14 protein-coding genes are annotated in these 16,969 nt (G+C 51.7%); 11 read left to right on the top strand and 3 right to left on the bottom strand.

The genetic code is table 11. From position 1 onward, the window contains the following. The first annotated feature begins 64 nt into the window (after positions 1–64). The 8 genes from BUB27_RS14490 (at position 65) to BUB27_RS14455 (ending at position 9,697) form a co-directional block, all read left to right on the top strand. The gene (locus BUB27_RS14490) at positions 65–1,048 is read left to right on the top strand and encodes an AAA family ATPase (protein ID WP_143184578.1); all 984 of its coding nucleotides are present in this window, start codon (positions 65–67) and stop codon (positions 1,046–1,048) included. 33 nt (positions 1,049–1,081) lie between these two features. Further along, positions 1,082–1,930, top strand: a complete 849-nt coding sequence (locus BUB27_RS14485; RefSeq protein ID WP_143184577.1) for a DUF58 domain-containing protein — start codon at positions 1,082–1,084, stop codon at positions 1,928–1,930. Between the two features lie 9 nt (positions 1,931–1,939). Beyond that, a complete protein-coding gene (locus tag BUB27_RS14480; RefSeq protein WP_143184576.1) occupies positions 1,940–2,752 on the top strand; it encodes a hypothetical protein in 813 nt (270 codons plus the stop codon). Between the two features lie 7 nt (positions 2,753–2,759). After that, positions 2,760–3,677, top strand: a complete 918-nt coding sequence (locus tag BUB27_RS14475) for a vWA domain-containing protein (protein WP_143184575.1) — start codon at positions 2,760–2,762, stop codon at positions 3,675–3,677. Next, a complete protein-coding gene (locus tag BUB27_RS14470; protein WP_143184574.1) occupies positions 3,677–4,669 on the top strand; it encodes a vWA domain-containing protein in 993 nt (330 codons plus the stop codon). Before BUB27_RS14475 ends, BUB27_RS14470 begins: the two co-directional genes overlap by 1 nt. 18 nt (positions 4,670–4,687) lie before the next feature. Next, on the top strand, positions 4,688–5,269 hold the full coding sequence (locus tag BUB27_RS14465) for an outer membrane protein assembly factor BamD (RefSeq protein WP_143184573.1): 582 nt from the start codon (positions 4,688–4,690) through the stop codon (positions 5,267–5,269). Between the two features lie 165 nt (positions 5,270–5,434). Beyond that, positions 5,435–9,154, top strand: coding sequence for a hypothetical protein (locus tag BUB27_RS14460; RefSeq protein ID WP_143184572.1), 3,720 nt, complete (start codon positions 5,435–5,437; stop codon positions 9,152–9,154). An 81-nt stretch (positions 9,155–9,235) separates the two neighbouring features. Further along, on the top strand, positions 9,236–9,697 hold the full coding sequence (locus BUB27_RS14455) for a GNAT family N-acetyltransferase (RefSeq protein WP_143184571.1): 462 nt from the start codon (positions 9,236–9,238) through the stop codon (positions 9,695–9,697). Between the two features lie 77 nt (positions 9,698–9,774). On the opposite strand, the gene BUB27_RS14450 is transcribed toward BUB27_RS14455, so the two are convergent. After that, entirely contained in the window at positions 9,775–11,142 is a 1,368-nt protein-coding gene (locus BUB27_RS14450; protein WP_143184570.1) for a retropepsin-like aspartic protease, read from the bottom strand. A gap of 33 nt (positions 11,143–11,175) precedes the next feature. Beyond that, a complete protein-coding gene (locus tag BUB27_RS14445; protein WP_143184569.1) occupies positions 11,176–12,417 on the bottom strand; it encodes a hypothetical protein in 1,242 nt (413 codons plus the stop codon). Between the two features lie 312 nt (positions 12,418–12,729). Here BUB27_RS14445 and BUB27_RS14440 point away from each other — a divergent pair, with 312 nt between their 5' ends. The 3 genes from BUB27_RS14440 to BUB27_RS14430 all read left to right on the top strand — a co-directional run bounded on the left by BUB27_RS14440 (position 12,730) and on the right by BUB27_RS14430 (position 15,780). After that, a complete protein-coding gene (locus BUB27_RS14440; RefSeq protein WP_143184568.1) occupies positions 12,730–13,926 on the top strand; it encodes an acyltransferase family protein in 1,197 nt (398 codons plus the stop codon). A gap of 134 nt (positions 13,927–14,060) precedes the next feature. Continuing rightward, positions 14,061–14,897, top strand: coding sequence for a transglutaminase family protein (locus BUB27_RS14435; protein ID WP_143184567.1), 837 nt, complete (start codon positions 14,061–14,063; stop codon positions 14,895–14,897). Between the two features lie 10 nt (positions 14,898–14,907). Continuing rightward, complete coding sequence (locus BUB27_RS14430) at positions 14,908–15,780, top strand: alpha/beta fold hydrolase (protein ID WP_143184566.1); 873 nt, start codon at positions 14,908–14,910, stop codon at positions 15,778–15,780. Here BUB27_RS14430 and BUB27_RS14425 read toward each other — a convergent pair. Further along, positions 15,777–16,967 carry a rhomboid family intramembrane serine protease gene (locus BUB27_RS14425; protein WP_143184565.1) on the bottom strand — a complete coding sequence of 397 codons (1,191 nt, stop codon included), beginning with the start codon at positions 16,965–16,967 and terminating at the stop codon, positions 15,777–15,779. The genes BUB27_RS14430 and BUB27_RS14425 overlap by 4 nt on opposite strands. Between the last annotated feature and the right edge of the window lie 2 nt (positions 16,968–16,969).

The raw sequence follows: 16,969 nt of genomic DNA, 5'->3' as shown, positions 1-16,969 counted from the left end.
CTTTTGCCCAAATCGCAGTCGTCTCCGCTTTCCACACTAACCCGCTTTATCCAGCAAATCACCTATGACCACCAATATCGACTCCACCGCCGCTTATCTTGATAACATCCGCAATCGCGTGGGACAAATCATCGTCGGCCAAGATACTGTAGTGGAGCGCACCTTGATCGCCCTACTGACATCAGGTCACCTTCTCCTCGAGGGCATGCCCGGACTGGCCAAAACTCTTCTGGTAAACACGATTTCCCAGTCGCTGCACCTCGATTTCCGCCGCGTCCAGTTCACGATCGACCTTCTTCCCTCAGATATTCTTGGAACGGAGATCTTCGATGAAAAGACCTCAAGCTTCCGTACTCACAAAGGCCCGATCTTCACCAACCTGCTGCTGGCGGATGAGATCAACCGTGCAGCCCCAAAAGTGCAGGGCGCCCTGCTGGAAGCCATGCAGGAACGCAAGGTGACTCTCGGCAACCAATCCTTTGCTCTTCCGACCCCATTCCTCGTCATTGCGACTCAGAACCCGATTGAGCAATCAGGTACTTTCGAACTGCCCGAAGCCCAGCTTGACCGCTTCATGCTCTGTCACCGCCTGTCTTACCCGACACCAGAGGACGAGGAGGAAATCCTCCGCCGTAACCTCAAGCTCGGCGTCAAACGTGAAGGTAGTGGCGCCGTAGCTCGCTCCGAGTTCGACATGATCACCGATGACACCGTCGGCTCCTCCGATGATTTGGTCAAAGCCATGGAAGCCGTCTACAACGTGCACGTCAGTGATGTCTTCCTCAAGCACACGGTCAACATCATCGAGCGTACTCGCCATCACAAAGATCTTGAAGTCGGCTGCTCCCCACGTGCTGGTATTTCTCTATTGAAAGCATCCCGCGCACGCGCCCTCATTCATGCTCGTGACTACGTGATCCCAGAAGACCTTTTCGCGCTTGCTGACGATGTCTGCCTGCACCGTATCCGCTTGAACTACGAGGCTCTAGCTGAAGGCAAGACACCACACGGTGTCCTTCAGGAAATCATCGAGGAATCCATTTCCTAATCCTCTTATTTAAGCCAACTAGCTTCACAGCCAATGCCTCTGTTAGAACATTCAGACCCTCTGGACTCCCGCCAGTTCTTCATCGCCGTCAAGCGACTGGCGGACTCGCTTTCCTATGGGACGGATCGCTCACAAATGTTAGGTCAGGGCATTGAGTACGTGCAGTCACGTCCTTATATTCAGGGAGACCCGGTCAAAACCATCGACTGGCGAATCAGTGCACGCACTGGAGTGGTTCACGTCAAAGAATACGAGACCCCAAAGTGCCTACCAGTCTGGTTCATCGTGGACACCTCGTCCTCCATGACACTGTCCTCGACCCCGATTTCCAAGTACCAGCTGGCAGTCCAGCTAGCAGGAGGATTGGCGCTCACCTGCTTGGATCAGGTTTCTCCTGTCGGCGTGATGGGAGCCGGATCCCGAGACTTGAATATCAAGCCATCACTCTCCAGAGATACCGTGATGCGCTGGCTGCACGAGCTTAGGCACTATGATTTCCACGAGAGCACCCATCTCGGTCAAAAACTTCTCTCACTCAGCCCCACGCTGGGAGACAACACCTTGATTTTCGTCATCTCGGATTTTCACGACTCTGAAGCAATGCGAGCCATCAAGCGGCTCAATCAGAAACACGATGTGATCGGTCTTATTTTGCGCGATCCGGCCGAAGACAACCTGAGCGGCGCTGGATTCATCCGCGGTAAGGAAGTGGAATCCGGGCACAGCTTTACCATCTCAGCCAAAAAAGAGTTCTCAGACTTGGAGGAAATATCCACCGCTCTCAAGAAAGCTGCCGTGGATCACTTACCGATTTACACGAATAAACCCATTCTCGCCCGCCTGAGGCTCTTCCTCCAGTCACGCCATCTGTTAGGTCACTAGATAAACCCGATGAGACTATTCAAGCACATCTACCTATTCCTCCTGCTACCAGCGCTCCTAGCTTTGCTGCCCATGCAGCATATCCACGCTGAGGATAAAAGCAGCCCTCTAGGGATGCCAGTCAAAGTAACGGACGTCTACATTCCAGGCAGTCAGGTAGAGCCGATTCCACGCAAGAACCTTTCTTCTTCATTGGTGATCCGCATCCTAGAGATCAAACCTGCCTCTGAAGGCTTCCGCTATGACATGGAGGTGTACGGACTAGATCCTGGCACGCACCAGCTAAGCAAGTACCTACATTATGCCGACAGCAAAGAGCCTGTCAGCGAGCTGGACACGGCACTTGAGGTCACCGTTCAACACCCGGCAGACACTCTCCCCAAGCCACAGAAGCTAAGCTACTCCACGCCCTCCAACCTTAGCAACTACCGGGTGATGCTTTGGACTCTGGCTTCAGTCTGGATTCTCATTTTTCTGCTGATTCTTTTCTACCGTAAGAAGAACAAAGACGCATCTGGAGCTGAAGAAATCAAACTGAGCACCTATGAGAAAATCCAAGAACTCGTTCTCGCCACTGCTCATGGTGACCTAAGCCATAATCAGCAAGCTGAACTGGAGCGCCTCATCATTGGTCACTGGAAGAAACAAGTGCCAGGGCTCGAGTTCATGCCAACGGCTGATGCAATCACTCAGCTTCGCACCCATACAGAGGCCTCACCACTCGTCCTCAAGATCGAACACTGGCTGCATGCCCCATCAGCCTCCGTGACCCAGAAGGAGATCGAGCCTCTACTCACCACTTTCAAGAAGGAGAATCAGTAATCACCTAATGTCTTTCGCACACCCAACGGTTCTCATCGCCCTCATCATTCCTGTGCTTCTCGTCATCTACACGTGGAGAAAGCACACACGCGCCCTGGCCTTACCATTCGACCACAAGGATACTCCAAGTGCTCGCTGGACATCACGGCTTCTGAATCTCGCCAACAGTCTGCCAGCAGTCATCCTCGCCCTGGTGGTGGTCATCCTTGCCGGTCCACGCCGCTTTGAGCGCCCCAAGTCTGAGCGGGAACTGACTAACATCCAGTTCTGCCTCGACGTCTCAGGCTCTATGACTGCCAAGTTTGGCAATAAAGACGCCTACGGAGTAGCGATGGATTCCTTGAATGAATTTCTCACCCACCGCAAAGGGGATGCCTTCTCACTGATTGTCTTCGGTGATGACAACTTGCGCTGGGTTCCACTCACCACGGACCCGTCCTCATTCTCTTGTGCCCCTCCTTTCCTCCACCCGAGTAATCTTCCTAACTGGTTCCGCGGAGGCACTGCGATTGGCAGCGCGCTCAAGCAGTCTGAGCGTTTCCTGCTACAGTCTGACGGTGGAGACCGAGTGATCATCCTCATCTCTGATGGTTATAGCTACGACCTTAGCAACGGAAACGACCAGAAAATCGCCAAAAGTCTGCAAGACAACAACATCACTCTCTACGGTATCCATATCGGTCAAGGGGAAGCTCCGGCAGAGGTGACCATGATTGCTCAAGCTACAGGAGGTAGCACCTTCACCGCAGGCGACCCTCAGGCCCTCACAGAAGTTTTTGCTCATATTGATCAGATGCAGAAAGCTCCTTTCAAGCGGCTGACTCCTGATCCCGTGGATCACTACACGCCTTACGTGATCGCTCTGTTTGCCGTAGCCGGCACCTATATTCTCACCCTTTTCGGACTCCGCTACACTCCTTGGTAATGCCATTTTCACCAGCCATACTGATTGCTATCGCAGCCGCCATCCTCACCGCTGGCGCCGAACTCGTGCACTCACGCCGCGTCATGCGGGTACGCCACCTCGCCTTCGGCACAGACGCCTCCATTCCAGCCATCGTCTACATTGTCCCCATCCTCAGAGTTCTCGCTCTAGCAGCCATGGCCTGGGCTGCAGCCACCCTTTTCCTTGGCAAACCAAAGGTTCACCGCAATCAGGTCGTGGAAGAAGTTCCTGCTGTGGAGAGAAGACATCTCGTCCTTCTCTTGGACGTCTCCCCCTCCATGCGCCTCCAGGATGCAGGTCAAAGCAGCTCTAAGACTTCTCGTACTGAGCGCGCCTCAGCCCTCCTGCAATCGATTCTGCAACGTACCACAGACGACAAACTTCACTTCAGCATGGTGGCTGTGTACAACGGCGCCAAACCCGTCGTCAAAGAAAGCCGCGATGTCGAAGTCATACTGAACTTCCTCGATGGCCTGCCTCTATCCAGCGTCTTCCCTCCCGGCAAAACCCGACTCTTCGACGGCATTCAAGAAGTCGCTGAGATAGCCAAAGACTGGCCAGCGGGCTCGGCGACACTCGTCATCGCTTCAGACGGCGATACGGTACCAGCGAGCGGCATGCCTAAACTTCCGGCCTCCGTTGGCTCCACCCTCGTACTGGGTGTTGGCGATCCTAAACAAGGCACTTTCATTGACGGCACACAGTCCAGACAGGACGTCAGCACACTCTCACAGATCGCCACTCGTCTTGGCGGCGCCTATCACGACGGCAACAGCACGCATGTTCCTACCGACGTACTCAAAGGTTTGGGGACCTTGAAAATCGAGGAAGACAAGTTGCAGCTTACCATTCGCGAGTATGCCCTGATCACCCTTGGGGTATCGACCTTCCTTCTCGCCTTCCTACCGATGATCATGCATTATTTTACCGCTCGTTTTTCACCCGGCCCTCAAGCTCAGGAGGGAGCCTAACTATAACCAAAAAGAACCATGAAGAAAAGAATCACCATAGCCACCCTCTGGCTGATCCTCCCACTGCTGGGAGTGGCCTACCATTATGGGCCGGGCCAGAAGCTTCTGGCACTGGATAAAGTCGATGACCTGCTAGAGCAATCCGATCAGCAACTTGAAGAAGAAAACTGGTCCGAAGCGATTGAACTGCTCAACGATGCCTTAGCCAAGCTCCCCAAGGATGAAACCGAGGCCGCTCAGCAAATCAAGCTACAGATCGCTAAAGCGAAAATGATGGATGCCAAGCTTCCGGAAGCGAGGGCAGACCTCGCAGCACTCGTCCAGGAAATCAATGACAACCCTACTGCCTCTGAGCAGCTCAAGGAAGATGCCCTCTCCTCCCTAGCCAATGCGCGCTATTACATGACTTACCTCATGAAGCTAGAAGGTCGCCCTGATAGCGACTGGGAGCCAGAGATCGAAGCCGCCCGTCAGGAGTACAAGCTACTCGCTCAAAACTCCTCTACCGCAGACAAGCACCTACTTGATCTGGAAGCCAGCATCCGTCTTGCCCGTGCTACCCCACGCGAACTGTACGGTCTCCCACTCCCTTCACAATGAGAGGGCTGCGGCAGCTCGAACGGTCGTCCGAGCAACAAACCAGGCAAGCCTAGCAATAAGCCAACAGACTCACGAGGAGCGGGACAAGCTCCACCGGCAGATGGCTCAGGTTCCTAAATCTCACTTTCAAGTACACCTACACTTTCCAATTCCAGTTATTCTCTCATGAAGAAAAACACCTTTTTCCTCACCTGCCTCTCTCTCTGCGCTCTTCCAGCTTGGGCCCAGAATAGTCCTGCCCAGATCCAGATCATTCAAAGCCCTGGTAACGGCCAGACTCGCGCTCTGTCACCTGAAGAAGTCAAGATGATGATGCAGCAGCAACAAGCAGCTGCTGGCAGACCACCATCCAACGCTTCCCAACAGGGCAAGATGAAGCTGCTCAGGCAGCTGCAGATTGACCGTTCGACTTCGGGTATCATCGAGACCAGACTCGCGGAAAAACATAAGCCAACAGTTGTCCCTGAGCTCAGTGAGGAAGAAATCAAGAAGCTACCTTCCCGCCAGCAAACCGAACGCTTCCAAGCAATCCTCAAACAAATCCGCGTGGATGTCACCCTGAGCAACTGGGAGCGCTTTTCCAAGACACTAGCGAGCCTTCCTGAAAACGAGGCCAGCCAAATCTACAGCCATGTCCTGCAACAGCTGACTCAACCAGCCAAAGTCACACCCAGCCCGGAGATATCGGCTACCGGAGCTCGCCCCCATACTCAAGCACAGTATTTCCCGGCAAATGAAGTCCTTCCTCTAGCTGCTGCCTCGCCCAAGGCCTTGGACTCCGGCACGATCAAGTTACTCGCTAGACTCATCAGTGGAGACACAGAGCTCCTTCCTGACTTCTATGAACAACTAGACAAAGGCAATAAGGCCCTTGGGAAAACCACTCCCGAAACAGCTCTCAATACCGCTGAGCTTTTAATCTCCGCGGGGTTGCTAGATCACGTAGCTGGCTACCTCCCAACACCCGATGAAGCTAAGAAGTCCAACAACTTCAAAGCTACCGACCTTATTTCCCAATACCACACAGCCGCGCACCAAGCACGTAAAGGCAAAGAGCATCTCGCTTTGGCTTGGAGCACTTCCACCCTGCTACTCTCTGAGAAAGAGGCTCCCTATGACAAGAGAGTCAGCGCACTCTACCGTGCGCTCTCCCTGCTTCCTGATCTACAGGAAGACACCAGCAGCAAATGGCTCAAGGAATCCTTCGCAACCACGGACGCTGTTGGGTATGAAATCCTATCCGCGGTTGGCATTCTCTCATCCCAAACCAGAGAGAATAGAGATGCGGACTTCCGCCTCGAGCAATTGAAGATTCAATCTGCGGCCGTCAACACGCTGTTAGAGAACACCAAAGTCTCTCCTAATGAATGGTCAGAGCTACTTACTCTCTACCTGCGCAATTGGAACCAGGAAGCGGAACACTCTTATCGCTACGACACCTCAACCAGTCTCAGACCCGAGATGCAGGCAGACAGCTACGGAAATATTTTCTACATGTCTCGCCAGCGCTCTCAGACGAACCACATCAAGGTCCTCCCCATCCGCTCTGGCGATCTCCTCTCCTTTGCTCCATCTGAAAAGTGGCTTTCCCTTGTAGATGATGAAGTTCGCCTGAACTATCTAGTGGATGCCTCCAAACTCTACCTCAAAGTGAAAGAGGAAGAGAAGGCATTCCCTCTGCTGGAAAAAATTGCTCAGTACCGCCCCGATCAAGCGAAGGGGCTTGTGCGAGAAATGATCAACGTATGGGCTGAAAACCACAACCCCAACACCCAGAACAACCGCTACCGCTCCAGCTACTTCTACATGTACGGGATGAACCAAAAAGCTGAAGCCATCCCGCTCACCCGCTCCAAGCAAGAGCGCAACCTCAAGCAATTAGCTCAACTCATCAAGAAAGTAGCCTCACTGAATCTGGGTGACACATTCCAACGTGAGTTTGCCTCCGCATTTGTGGCGGCTCACTCAACAGCGGAGGTATGGAGACTTGAGACTCTGGAGGCCGTGTTTGGCCCCATGGAAACTATGAATCCAGAGGTCGTTAACTCCCTGCTCAGCCAGATGAGAACCAATCTTGCTGGACTATGGCCGGACCCTAAACTTCAGATTGAGGCCAAAACCAAACGTACGGACAAAGAGCTGCAGCAGCAAATCATCAAAGGCTACGCCATGGCCAAGCAGCTCTGTGAATCTAGCCTGGAGAAGTACCCAGACAATTGGAAGCTACAGGTAAACCATGCCGCACTGGTGGAGGAGGAATCCAATTACCTCTCCAGTATCAGCTCCCACTCAAGCCACACGATCAACAAGCAAAAAGCCATGGAGCTCTTTGCCGCCGGTGCAGCCAAGTACGCGTCCAAGCTACCTCTGGATAAAACGAGCGATGAAAGCATCACCCCATATACGCAATGGTTCTTTGGAGCTCTGGGATCCCCTATCTTACAAGCGCTTAAAAACCATCATCAGCCGATCCCTAGCGAGTATGCAAAAATCAAGGAAGCTCTCGATTACATCACCGCTGTAGATGAAGCTGCTGGCGAACGCCACATGGCTATGTTCGCAGATGCTCTCAACAAGAGCTTGGCCAGTGTCGCCCCTGATCTCAAGTTCCGCTATCTCAAAGCTGCGATCAGCATTGTCGGCGACCACCCGAAATTCTCAGACGGCAACTTGCTCTACCAGTACTACGAAGATCTGGTGACTGAGGTGAAGTTAGACGCCTATGTGGATGGCAGCACCAACATTGATGCAGACAAGCCATTTGGTTTGTATATCAACCTGAAGCACACTCAGGAGATCGAAAGGGAATCTAACGGTTTCCAGCGCTACTTGGTCAACCAGAGCAATACGCGTAGTGGATACAACTATGGGAGACCGCCTGAAGACTACCGTGACAAATTCGAAGAATCCGTCCGCTCTGCGCTCGCTGAGAACTTTGAGATCGTCTCCCTCACCTTCCATTCTTCCAAGGTACAGTCACGCTCTGACTCCAAGCCAGGCTGGACGGTCACGCCTTATGCCTACATCCTTCTGAAGCCGAAGGGTCCACAAGTGGACACCATCCCACCGCTCAAAATCGACCTCGACTTCTTGGACACCTCAGGCTACGTCGTACTCCCGATCACCTCTCCCGCCATCCCTATCAGCGCCAATGCACCTGATACCGAGCGCCCACACCGGGATCTCAAGCTCACCATGGTACTTGACGAGCGTAAGCTCGAAAAGGACGGCAACCTACTACTGGAAGTCAAAGCCACGGGGCACGGCATCATTCCGCCGCTGGATAAGCTGATTCAACAATCCTTTGAGGGCTTTGAAGTCTCTAACATTGAAGACCGTGAACTTCAAATCGTAGAGCTCGACGCGGAATCCGATGACTTGGCCCCCATCTCTTCTCACGAGTGGGTCATTAGTCTCAAACCTATTGGAGACTCTCTCCCCGCCAGCTTCAGCTTCCCTGAACCACTCCTTCCTCTTGCGAAAGAAGATGGTCTACTCAGGCAGCGCTATGATGATGTCGATCTGCTCGCGGTAGGACAAAGCGTAGAGCTAAACAAAGCGGAAGCTGCCTCAGTCAATATCTGGCTGTACTCCGCCGGTGCTGCCATCTTGGCCCTACTTGGCTTCTTCTTCGTCAAGTCACGCAAGCCCGCTCCAGAGCAAATCAAACACAACGTGATAGCTCTCCCATCCGACCTAACACCTGTTACCCTGCTTTCCTACCTGAATAAGATCAGGGAAAGCCAGAAGCTTAACGCAGACCAAAAGGCCAAACTGGACCAGGAAATCAAGCAACTTCAGACCACCTATTTCGGTCCTGAGTGCATCACTCCTGAGCAGGAGCAGCTGAAGTCCATTGCGCAGAACTGGCAAAAGGCCATCTAGTCTTAGGGGCAGTATTTTCAGATTTACAAGCGTACGGCTTACAGGAAACTGTAAGCCGTTTTTATTATTCACACATACAACATGCCTGTTCACGACCTCAGAGACTACCCGCATCATTTGGATACCCTAGCCAGCTGGCATCAGAAAGAGTGGGCTCACCTGAACCCTGGACAGACACTCGAACAGCGTATCTTCAAGATGCAAGACTACCTGAAGCCGGATTTCATTCCCTCTACATTCATCTACCTGAGGGATGGGAAGCTCTGCGGTTCCGCAGCGATCATCGAATCAGATATGGACACTCACACCGAGCTCCGGCCTTGGCTCGCCAGTGTCTATGTTTCCCCAAATGAAAGACGTCAGGGGATCGGCCGAATTCTGGTGGAGTCAGTGATGGAGAGAGCCCGGCACAACGACATAAGCACCCTCTACCTCTACACCCCTGACCAAGCCAATTTCTATCGGAAGCTGGGGTGGCGCGCCATTGCGGATGAGAGCTACCACGATACACCCGTTACAACCATGTCTGTCAGGCTAGTTTAAACCTTCATACTGCCCCACAAAAAAAGTGCCGGAGTATAGACCCCGGCACTCAACAATGAGTTAAATGAGAATGGACATCAGTTCTGCTTCAGGAAAATACGTTTCTCACTGTAGGTGATCACCGCATTACACTCCCTCATGAAGTCAGCCCCAAAGAGACCGACATAGGAGATATTCTGATCAAAACGGTCCAGATCTGTCGCCAAGACTTTGCGTTTACGGAAGATAGCCTTGCCAAGTTCGACTGACTCCACACTGCAGGCTGCAGCAGGAGCCTCGCCCCCAACCCCGTAGACCTTCTTGTCCATAGGGCCAACTTCAACACCAGCCTCTTTGGCGGCATCAATGTGCAGCAGGGAATTGTCCGCTCCTGTATCGATCATCCAGGTCACATCCTTTTGGTTTAGCTTTCCATCCACAAAGATGTGGTTCCCCTTACGGTCGTACTCGAAATCCTGATACTCTCTCAGCTCAAGCAATTCTCTAATCGTAAGACTACGGCAGTGCCTCAAGAACATCGCCTTCGCCTCGGACCAGTTAATCGTATACAGAGCATCATCCTCAGACAGCTGGGAGATAGGCACCTGGACTTCTTTATCCTGCTGGTGCAGCTTGATGGTCACTACAGACGCCGTCTTCTTCACGATGTTACCGCGGTACGCCTGATTTCGTTTGGTCTTAAAAATCCGGAAAGTCAGAGCTTCCTCATCAGATTCACCATTGAGTGTACTCTCATCGGACTTATCTGGACGTATGAAAACCTTGCGCTCACGGTAGGAGATAACAGCATCTAGCTGAGAAAGAAAGTCAGCTCCAAACAGGCCGTCATCTCTAAGAGGTGACCCCTTGGGCTTATCACGCAGCATATCTGTGGCCAGAATCTTGCGATTCTTAAACACAGACTCACCAATCTTGATTTCATCCACGTCTGACCATGCAGCCGGGGCTTCACCGGATACACCATAGACCTTTTGGTCAAATGGCCCCAATGCACAACCAGTACGTTCGCACGTCCCCGTATGGATCAGACTCGTGCCTGCTCCTGTGTCCAAGATAAACTTGGCAGGCTTTCCATTCAGCTCAGCCTTGATCAGCATTGAATTCCCCATGAACTTGATTGGGATGCCTTCATAGCCCCTCAGAGTGAGAAGCTCACCAATGGTCAAACCACGGCATTGCTGCAGGAAGATTGCTTTGGCCTTGTTCCAGCCTTTGACATATTCCTGGTCATCCGCGCTGAGCCGGTCATTAGGGACTTTGGCACGCTTGCCATTCTCCAAGAGCAAAGTCACAGACTCATCATCTTTATCCACTACGACTGCACTGATTGTTTTGCCATCTGATGAGGTAAACTGCCTGTAGTTAATATCATCGTCCGCCAACACTGGTGAGGACAAGGCAATAGTAGCCAGACCCAGGCGTACAAGTTTAGTAATTCTTTTCATCTTCTTAAATTTGTTAGAAACCACTTGATTCAATTATCGGAAATCTTTGCTCATAATGAATTCCGCCCAGTCCTTCTGGAAGGCCTCGACAGTCTCAAAACCAAAGATTCTAGCCATCTCACTAGGGTCAGGAATCTGGTTAGAAGTATGAATACGGCGAGTCAGTTTAGAATATGCTGCGATACGCTTCGGAGTACTCTGCATGTAGGCAGAGAATGAGTACATCAGTACGAGCTTCTCAGGATCCAACTGAGTAACATCCAGCTGCAGCATGTCATCCAGCTTCGGAGTCACCTTGTTCTTTCTAACCAGTGAACTTAATGTTCTCGCCCAGGAACGGCCATCCTTGAAACCACTCTTACTGGAGATCTCCCCATCAGTCTCAGCACTGAGCATGTTTGTCTCAGTCTTACCGGTCAGAAGAATTTCTTTGTAGTAAGCATGGCCGGTAGAGAGTGCGAAGTAGCCTTTTCCACTTACCTGAGAGATTCCGCCGATCTGGAAGTTGTACATCGCTGAGGCCAAGCAGTGAGTCTGGAAAGGTACAAAATCATCACGGAAGTCTTTGTCATCTCTCGTGTGAAAAACGAGCCCCATCTCCATCAGGTTCAGTGGCTTCACCTGATCTTTCGGAACTAAGATTCGAGTGGAGCCTACTTGATCCCACGTGTTCTCCACATGAACAGCATACTTTTCTTCGCCCATATCTTTGAGGCGTTTAACCTGATAGGGCTTAAGGGCCGTATAGGATTCAGAACTTTCTGGGATAACAACGAGATACTTCTGCTTACCCCAGTTCTCACGAAATTCATAATGCTGGAATGCCATCCCGTGCCAGCACGCCTCTGCTGTCTCAGCAATCCCCTTCACGCGAATACGACCTTGAGCGGCAAAAATGAAATGCTCAGTTTCCCATAGATTGTAGATAGCTTCGCTGTCTGTACCAAAAGTCATCGTCTGTTCAAGCTCACGCAAGAAGTCGTTAGGCAACTTGATTTCCTTCTCAGGGACATTCAGCTTGCCTTGCAGGACGATGTCTTTGTCTGCATCAGCATACTCAACAAGGTACTGGCGGTCAGCCAGGCTCAAATCAGTAGGTTTCAGTCTTATTTCTTTAGGCGCCTTGGTTGTCAGCACCACTTCCTTGTCAGTCATCTTGACAAACTGCGCTTCAACGTTGGTACCTTTGAGAGAGGTCCAAATACGAAATTCTGCCGCTTGAGCCGTCACGAGACCGAGAAGGCTTAAGCTCAATGTGAGTATGTTCTTTTTCATAGAATATAGGTTTGCTTGCGGAATCTTAGGTCATATCAAATTGATTCACATGCGAGTACAAATGATAAGCGATTTAGTAAGTTTATATACTAAACACAGTTGCCAAGTCTCTTGTCAAGGGAGTTGGAATCAACTGTGCCTCTGATAATCAGCCGCCATTGGCACCCGCCGTGTATCAAACGATGTGAAGATCGGCCACTAAGCGTCACTGATTTGGGCATTCGTACAATTGCTTGATGCCCCCTCCACCAACACAAAAACCCTTTACCTTGAAGGCTTGAGCTTATACACGCTGGCAACTTTTATCATGGCGTGACTGACCAAGCTCCACCACCAGCATCTCTGATGAAGCGCTTTCTCTCCCTCTTCGGGAGAACTACGTCCTCCGGACGCTATGTGCCAGAGATCGACGGATTGCGCTGTCTCGCCATCGTGCTCGTCGTTCTTTTCCACTGCCACTACTTCTTCCTGGATGGCTCTGAGAAGATGAATGCCGCGGATGCGCTGGATAACCGGGGGCTGCACCTCATCAATTTCATCATCGCGAAAGGTTGGTTTGGCGTGCAGATATTCTTTGTGATATCCGGCATGGTTCTCGCCCTCCCCTATGCTTCCCACTATCTCACGGGAAGCCGCAAGCCCCAACTCAAGCGATACTTCCGCAGGCGCCTGATTCGCATCGAGGCTCCCTATCTACTTACTCTCACTCTCTTCTTTCTCTACTACACGCTGATGAATGGTGGAGATTATTTTATCAACAACCTCCCTCATTACGGTGCAGGATTAATCTATGCACACACCTTGTTCTATGATGGGGCGCTGAACCCAGTACTGACCGTTTCTTGGACATTGGAAATTGAGGTTCAATTCTACCTCTTGGCCCCACTGCTCTGCTCGCTTTTTGCCATCAAACCAGCCATCATCCGCCGTCTTTGTTTCATGGCTCTCGCCCTCGTCTCCTCGTATTTCTCGGGCTGGTGCAATGCCCTGTATTCTTCTGGATTCTGGGGCCACAGTCTGATTGGCCAATTCAGCTATTTCATCATCGGCCTTCTGTTGGCTGATCTCTACATCTCGTATTGGCAAGACACCACCTCAGCTTATGCGAAGATATGGGACGCGGTAGGACTCTTGGTGTGGCCTCTCGCATTCATCCTCATTGAGTATTCCCCATGGATCGAGTGGAAGCCTTTTGCCCTACTTGTCGGCTTCACCGCAGTACTTCGAGGCCACTATCTACGCAAACTTTTCTCGATCCCCTGGATCACGGCTATCGGAGCTATGTGCTACACGATCTACCTCTTCCACAGCTTCCTCTTCTACCAACTGGTTCGACCTCACATCATCGACCGCCTGATTCCCATCACTCCAGGTGAATGGCCATTCAATTACCTCACGATGTTTATCTTGGGAGGCATTACCATCGCTTTTTGTAGCATTATTTTTCTGGTTATCGAAAAACCCTTCGCCCAAGGAAGGCTCTTCAAGAAGAACAGGAACAACTCGTAATCAGAAGGTTATAAAATTTTACAAATCTTCCTCAAAAATACACTGCAATTTGTTGACTATGGTGGTACACTAACAGATGCAAAGTACTTTTTTAGTGCTTTGCGTCAATAACCCCTAAATGTAGAAACAAAGCAATGGTTACGGAAGAACAGTTGCCATATCTGCTCAAGCTCCTTGATGACGAGGAGCCTGCAATACAGTCGGCACTTCAACATGAGTTCGCTGAGACTAACGGCGACCTCAGCCACGAAATCGCAGCACTCGCTATCGATCTGCCCGTTCGTGACCGTATGAAATTATCCCATCTCCTCCTACCCGGACGCCGGGAGACACTGGAGCATGAGTGGCAGGTTCCCCATGGTGGAGCCGATGCACTTGCCGAAGATTGGGATACTTTTGAATCCCTCCTCCGCCTAGTCTCTGACTTCCTTCACGATGGAGTCACTCTCAGACCCTCATTGCCGGACATGATCGACATGCTCGCCATGGAGGCCGCCGATGAAATTGAAAATCTCTCAGCTAATCAGCTCAGACTATGGATGTTTGAATCCGGTAAATTCATCGGCAACCGGGAGAATTATTACATCCCGCAGAACAATGACCTGTGCTGGGTAGCTGATACAGGCTTTGGGAGCCCGATCAGCCTGGCCACACTGTTCATCCTGGTAGCCCACCGTCTGGAATTAGAAGTCTCTGGTTGCAACTATCCAGGCCACTTCCTGGCCCGAATCCACATCGATGGCAAGGCCCTGCTCGTGGACTGCTTCCATCGCGGCAGACTGATCCCAGTGCATGAACTGCTGAGCAACAACAAGAACATTTCACAGACAGCTAAAATAGCGATCCTGACTGAATGCCACCTTGGCCATATGCTCAGCCGTATTCTGCGCAATCTGGAACACTCCTTCCGCAAGGACAAACAAATGGGGGAAGCCCTCCTGTTCAGGAAGCTCCATGACAGCCTCCAATAGCTGAACGAGGATGAACCCTGAGTACCTGTATACGGAAATAGATGGTCACCTGATGCACAGGATCATCATGCATCCGAATCCGGGTACTCCCCTGCGGGCTGCCTGCATCTTCAACCATGGTCAAGGCGACTATGGTGAGCGTTATCTTGATGTCCTCCATCCATTCACGGAAAGAGGCATACGCTGCATTGTAACCGACCTACTGGGACATGGACGCAGCCCCGGAAAGCGGGGACACACGGGCAGCATCCCCCACATGGATGCTGTGATCCGCTCAAATATAGAAGCCACTGATGGTCTCCCCTATGGCATAGCAGGCCACTCCATGGGGGGACTACTCACCCTGAGGCATCTCACCCTCGCCCTGCAGGACAAGCTGCAGAGACCTGAATTCTGCTGGGTAAACGCGCCATTGCTACGGCCTGGCAACAAGCATTCAGATACCTTCATCAGTTTTGTCGGCAAACTATCTCAGATGATTCCCCGTTTCACGATTCATACGGGAGTCACTCCAGACATGTGCCGACACGGTGAGGAACCTAAAGGCAAGATGCCCAAGGATCCAGCCCAACTCGGCCACCAGCGAGTCTCGCTCGGTTGGGGAATAGATCTCCTCAAGATGGAAGAGCATGTGCACACCTATCTACCCAATTTTACAGATGACCTCCCTTTTCTTTTCACCCAAGGAGGGAGTGATGAAGTCTGCCCCGCTGCCTTTGCCAGGAAGTTTTTCGATCAACTCAAGCTAAGCAATCGCCACTATCACGAGTTTGCAGACATGAGACACGAAACCTTCGCTGAACCGAACCGTGACCGTCTATTTCAGACTCTGGCCAAATGGATAGACGCTATCGCTCTGCCAGAGCTTCACTCAATCGCCTAAGCGCTGATTTTTAGGATACAAAGCGCTGCTGAGGCTACGAGGATAGCCGCAGCTAGCAACCCGACAAGCTTATCGCGTAATAGTACTCGCGGACGGTCAGGAGATTTTGTGGGCGGAAACACCAAGCCAGCATAAACCATGCCGGCAAACAAACCGCCCGCATGAGCAGCATTATCTACGAAGCTAAAGCCCAAGATCCCCATCAGTGCAACCAAGCCCACACCAGCGAGCAAGCGACGACGGGATGTACGAGGCACCAGTTTGAAATGCAATGTCTCAAAGACCAACAAGAAGCCCAGTATCCCCAGAATACCACCTGAGGCGCCAACGCTGGGAGCTTCTGGCAAGAAGGTAGCCGACGCCACTCCACCTACCAAGGAAGACAGCAAGAAAACAATCACCACATGTGGCCAGCCAGAGAGAACTTCTGCCCGACGCGCCAGATATTTAAGCGCCGCAAAATTCATCACCCAGTGCACCAGATGCCCGTGCAACAACGGTGCGGTGAAGTAACGCCACCACTCGATATTCTCCCCCTTAAGTAATCCGGCACCACGCAGCGATTTTCCACCCCAAGTCAAACCGCCCTCAATAAAGTACTGCACGACACCTGTCAGCAGCATGATGGCTAGCAAGCCATAACATACGGGAGCTTTTTGACGGCTAATCCAGCTATCGAAACGAGCTTCTCCAATCTCTTTGCTCCAGTACTCGGGATCCGAACCCGGCTTTTTACGCAAAACTTTCCAGCCCTCATACCAAGGGATAAGGCCAAAGATTAGTAAAAGAATGGCACTGATTCCTAGAGTCGGGTTTTCCCAAACAGCCCTCCAGTGTCCATGACCATTCGTGAACGCGGAATAGCCCGCCCATACAAGCACCGCCCCAAACAGGACAGTCATACGCTGGCCATCCTGGATATCTTGTCTGGCCCAGCTTTGCTGGCGTTTCACCAAAACCGGGCGCAGCTCATCTAGCTCCTCTGGCACCAAAAGATGAACATGCTCAGGAGTCCAGACATATTCAATCCCTAGCTTGGAGCTCTCGATAGCCTTGCTCAGATCATCCAGATTCTCACAAGGGGACGCATTGCCCTTCACATCCACAAAACCAAAAACACCGGTATCAGGCTTTGCCGGAAAGGATTCCGACTGCGCCCAAACCGGTGCGTCTTGTGAATCTTGCACGA

It is taken from the genome of Rubritalea squalenifaciens DSM 18772 (genome assembly GCF_900141815.1).
GTDB lineage: Bacteria > Verrucomicrobiota > Verrucomicrobiia > Verrucomicrobiales > Akkermansiaceae > Rubritalea > Rubritalea squalenifaciens.
Note: the sequence above shows the minus strand (reverse complement) of the source record. Positions and strands in the feature narration are given on the sequence as shown.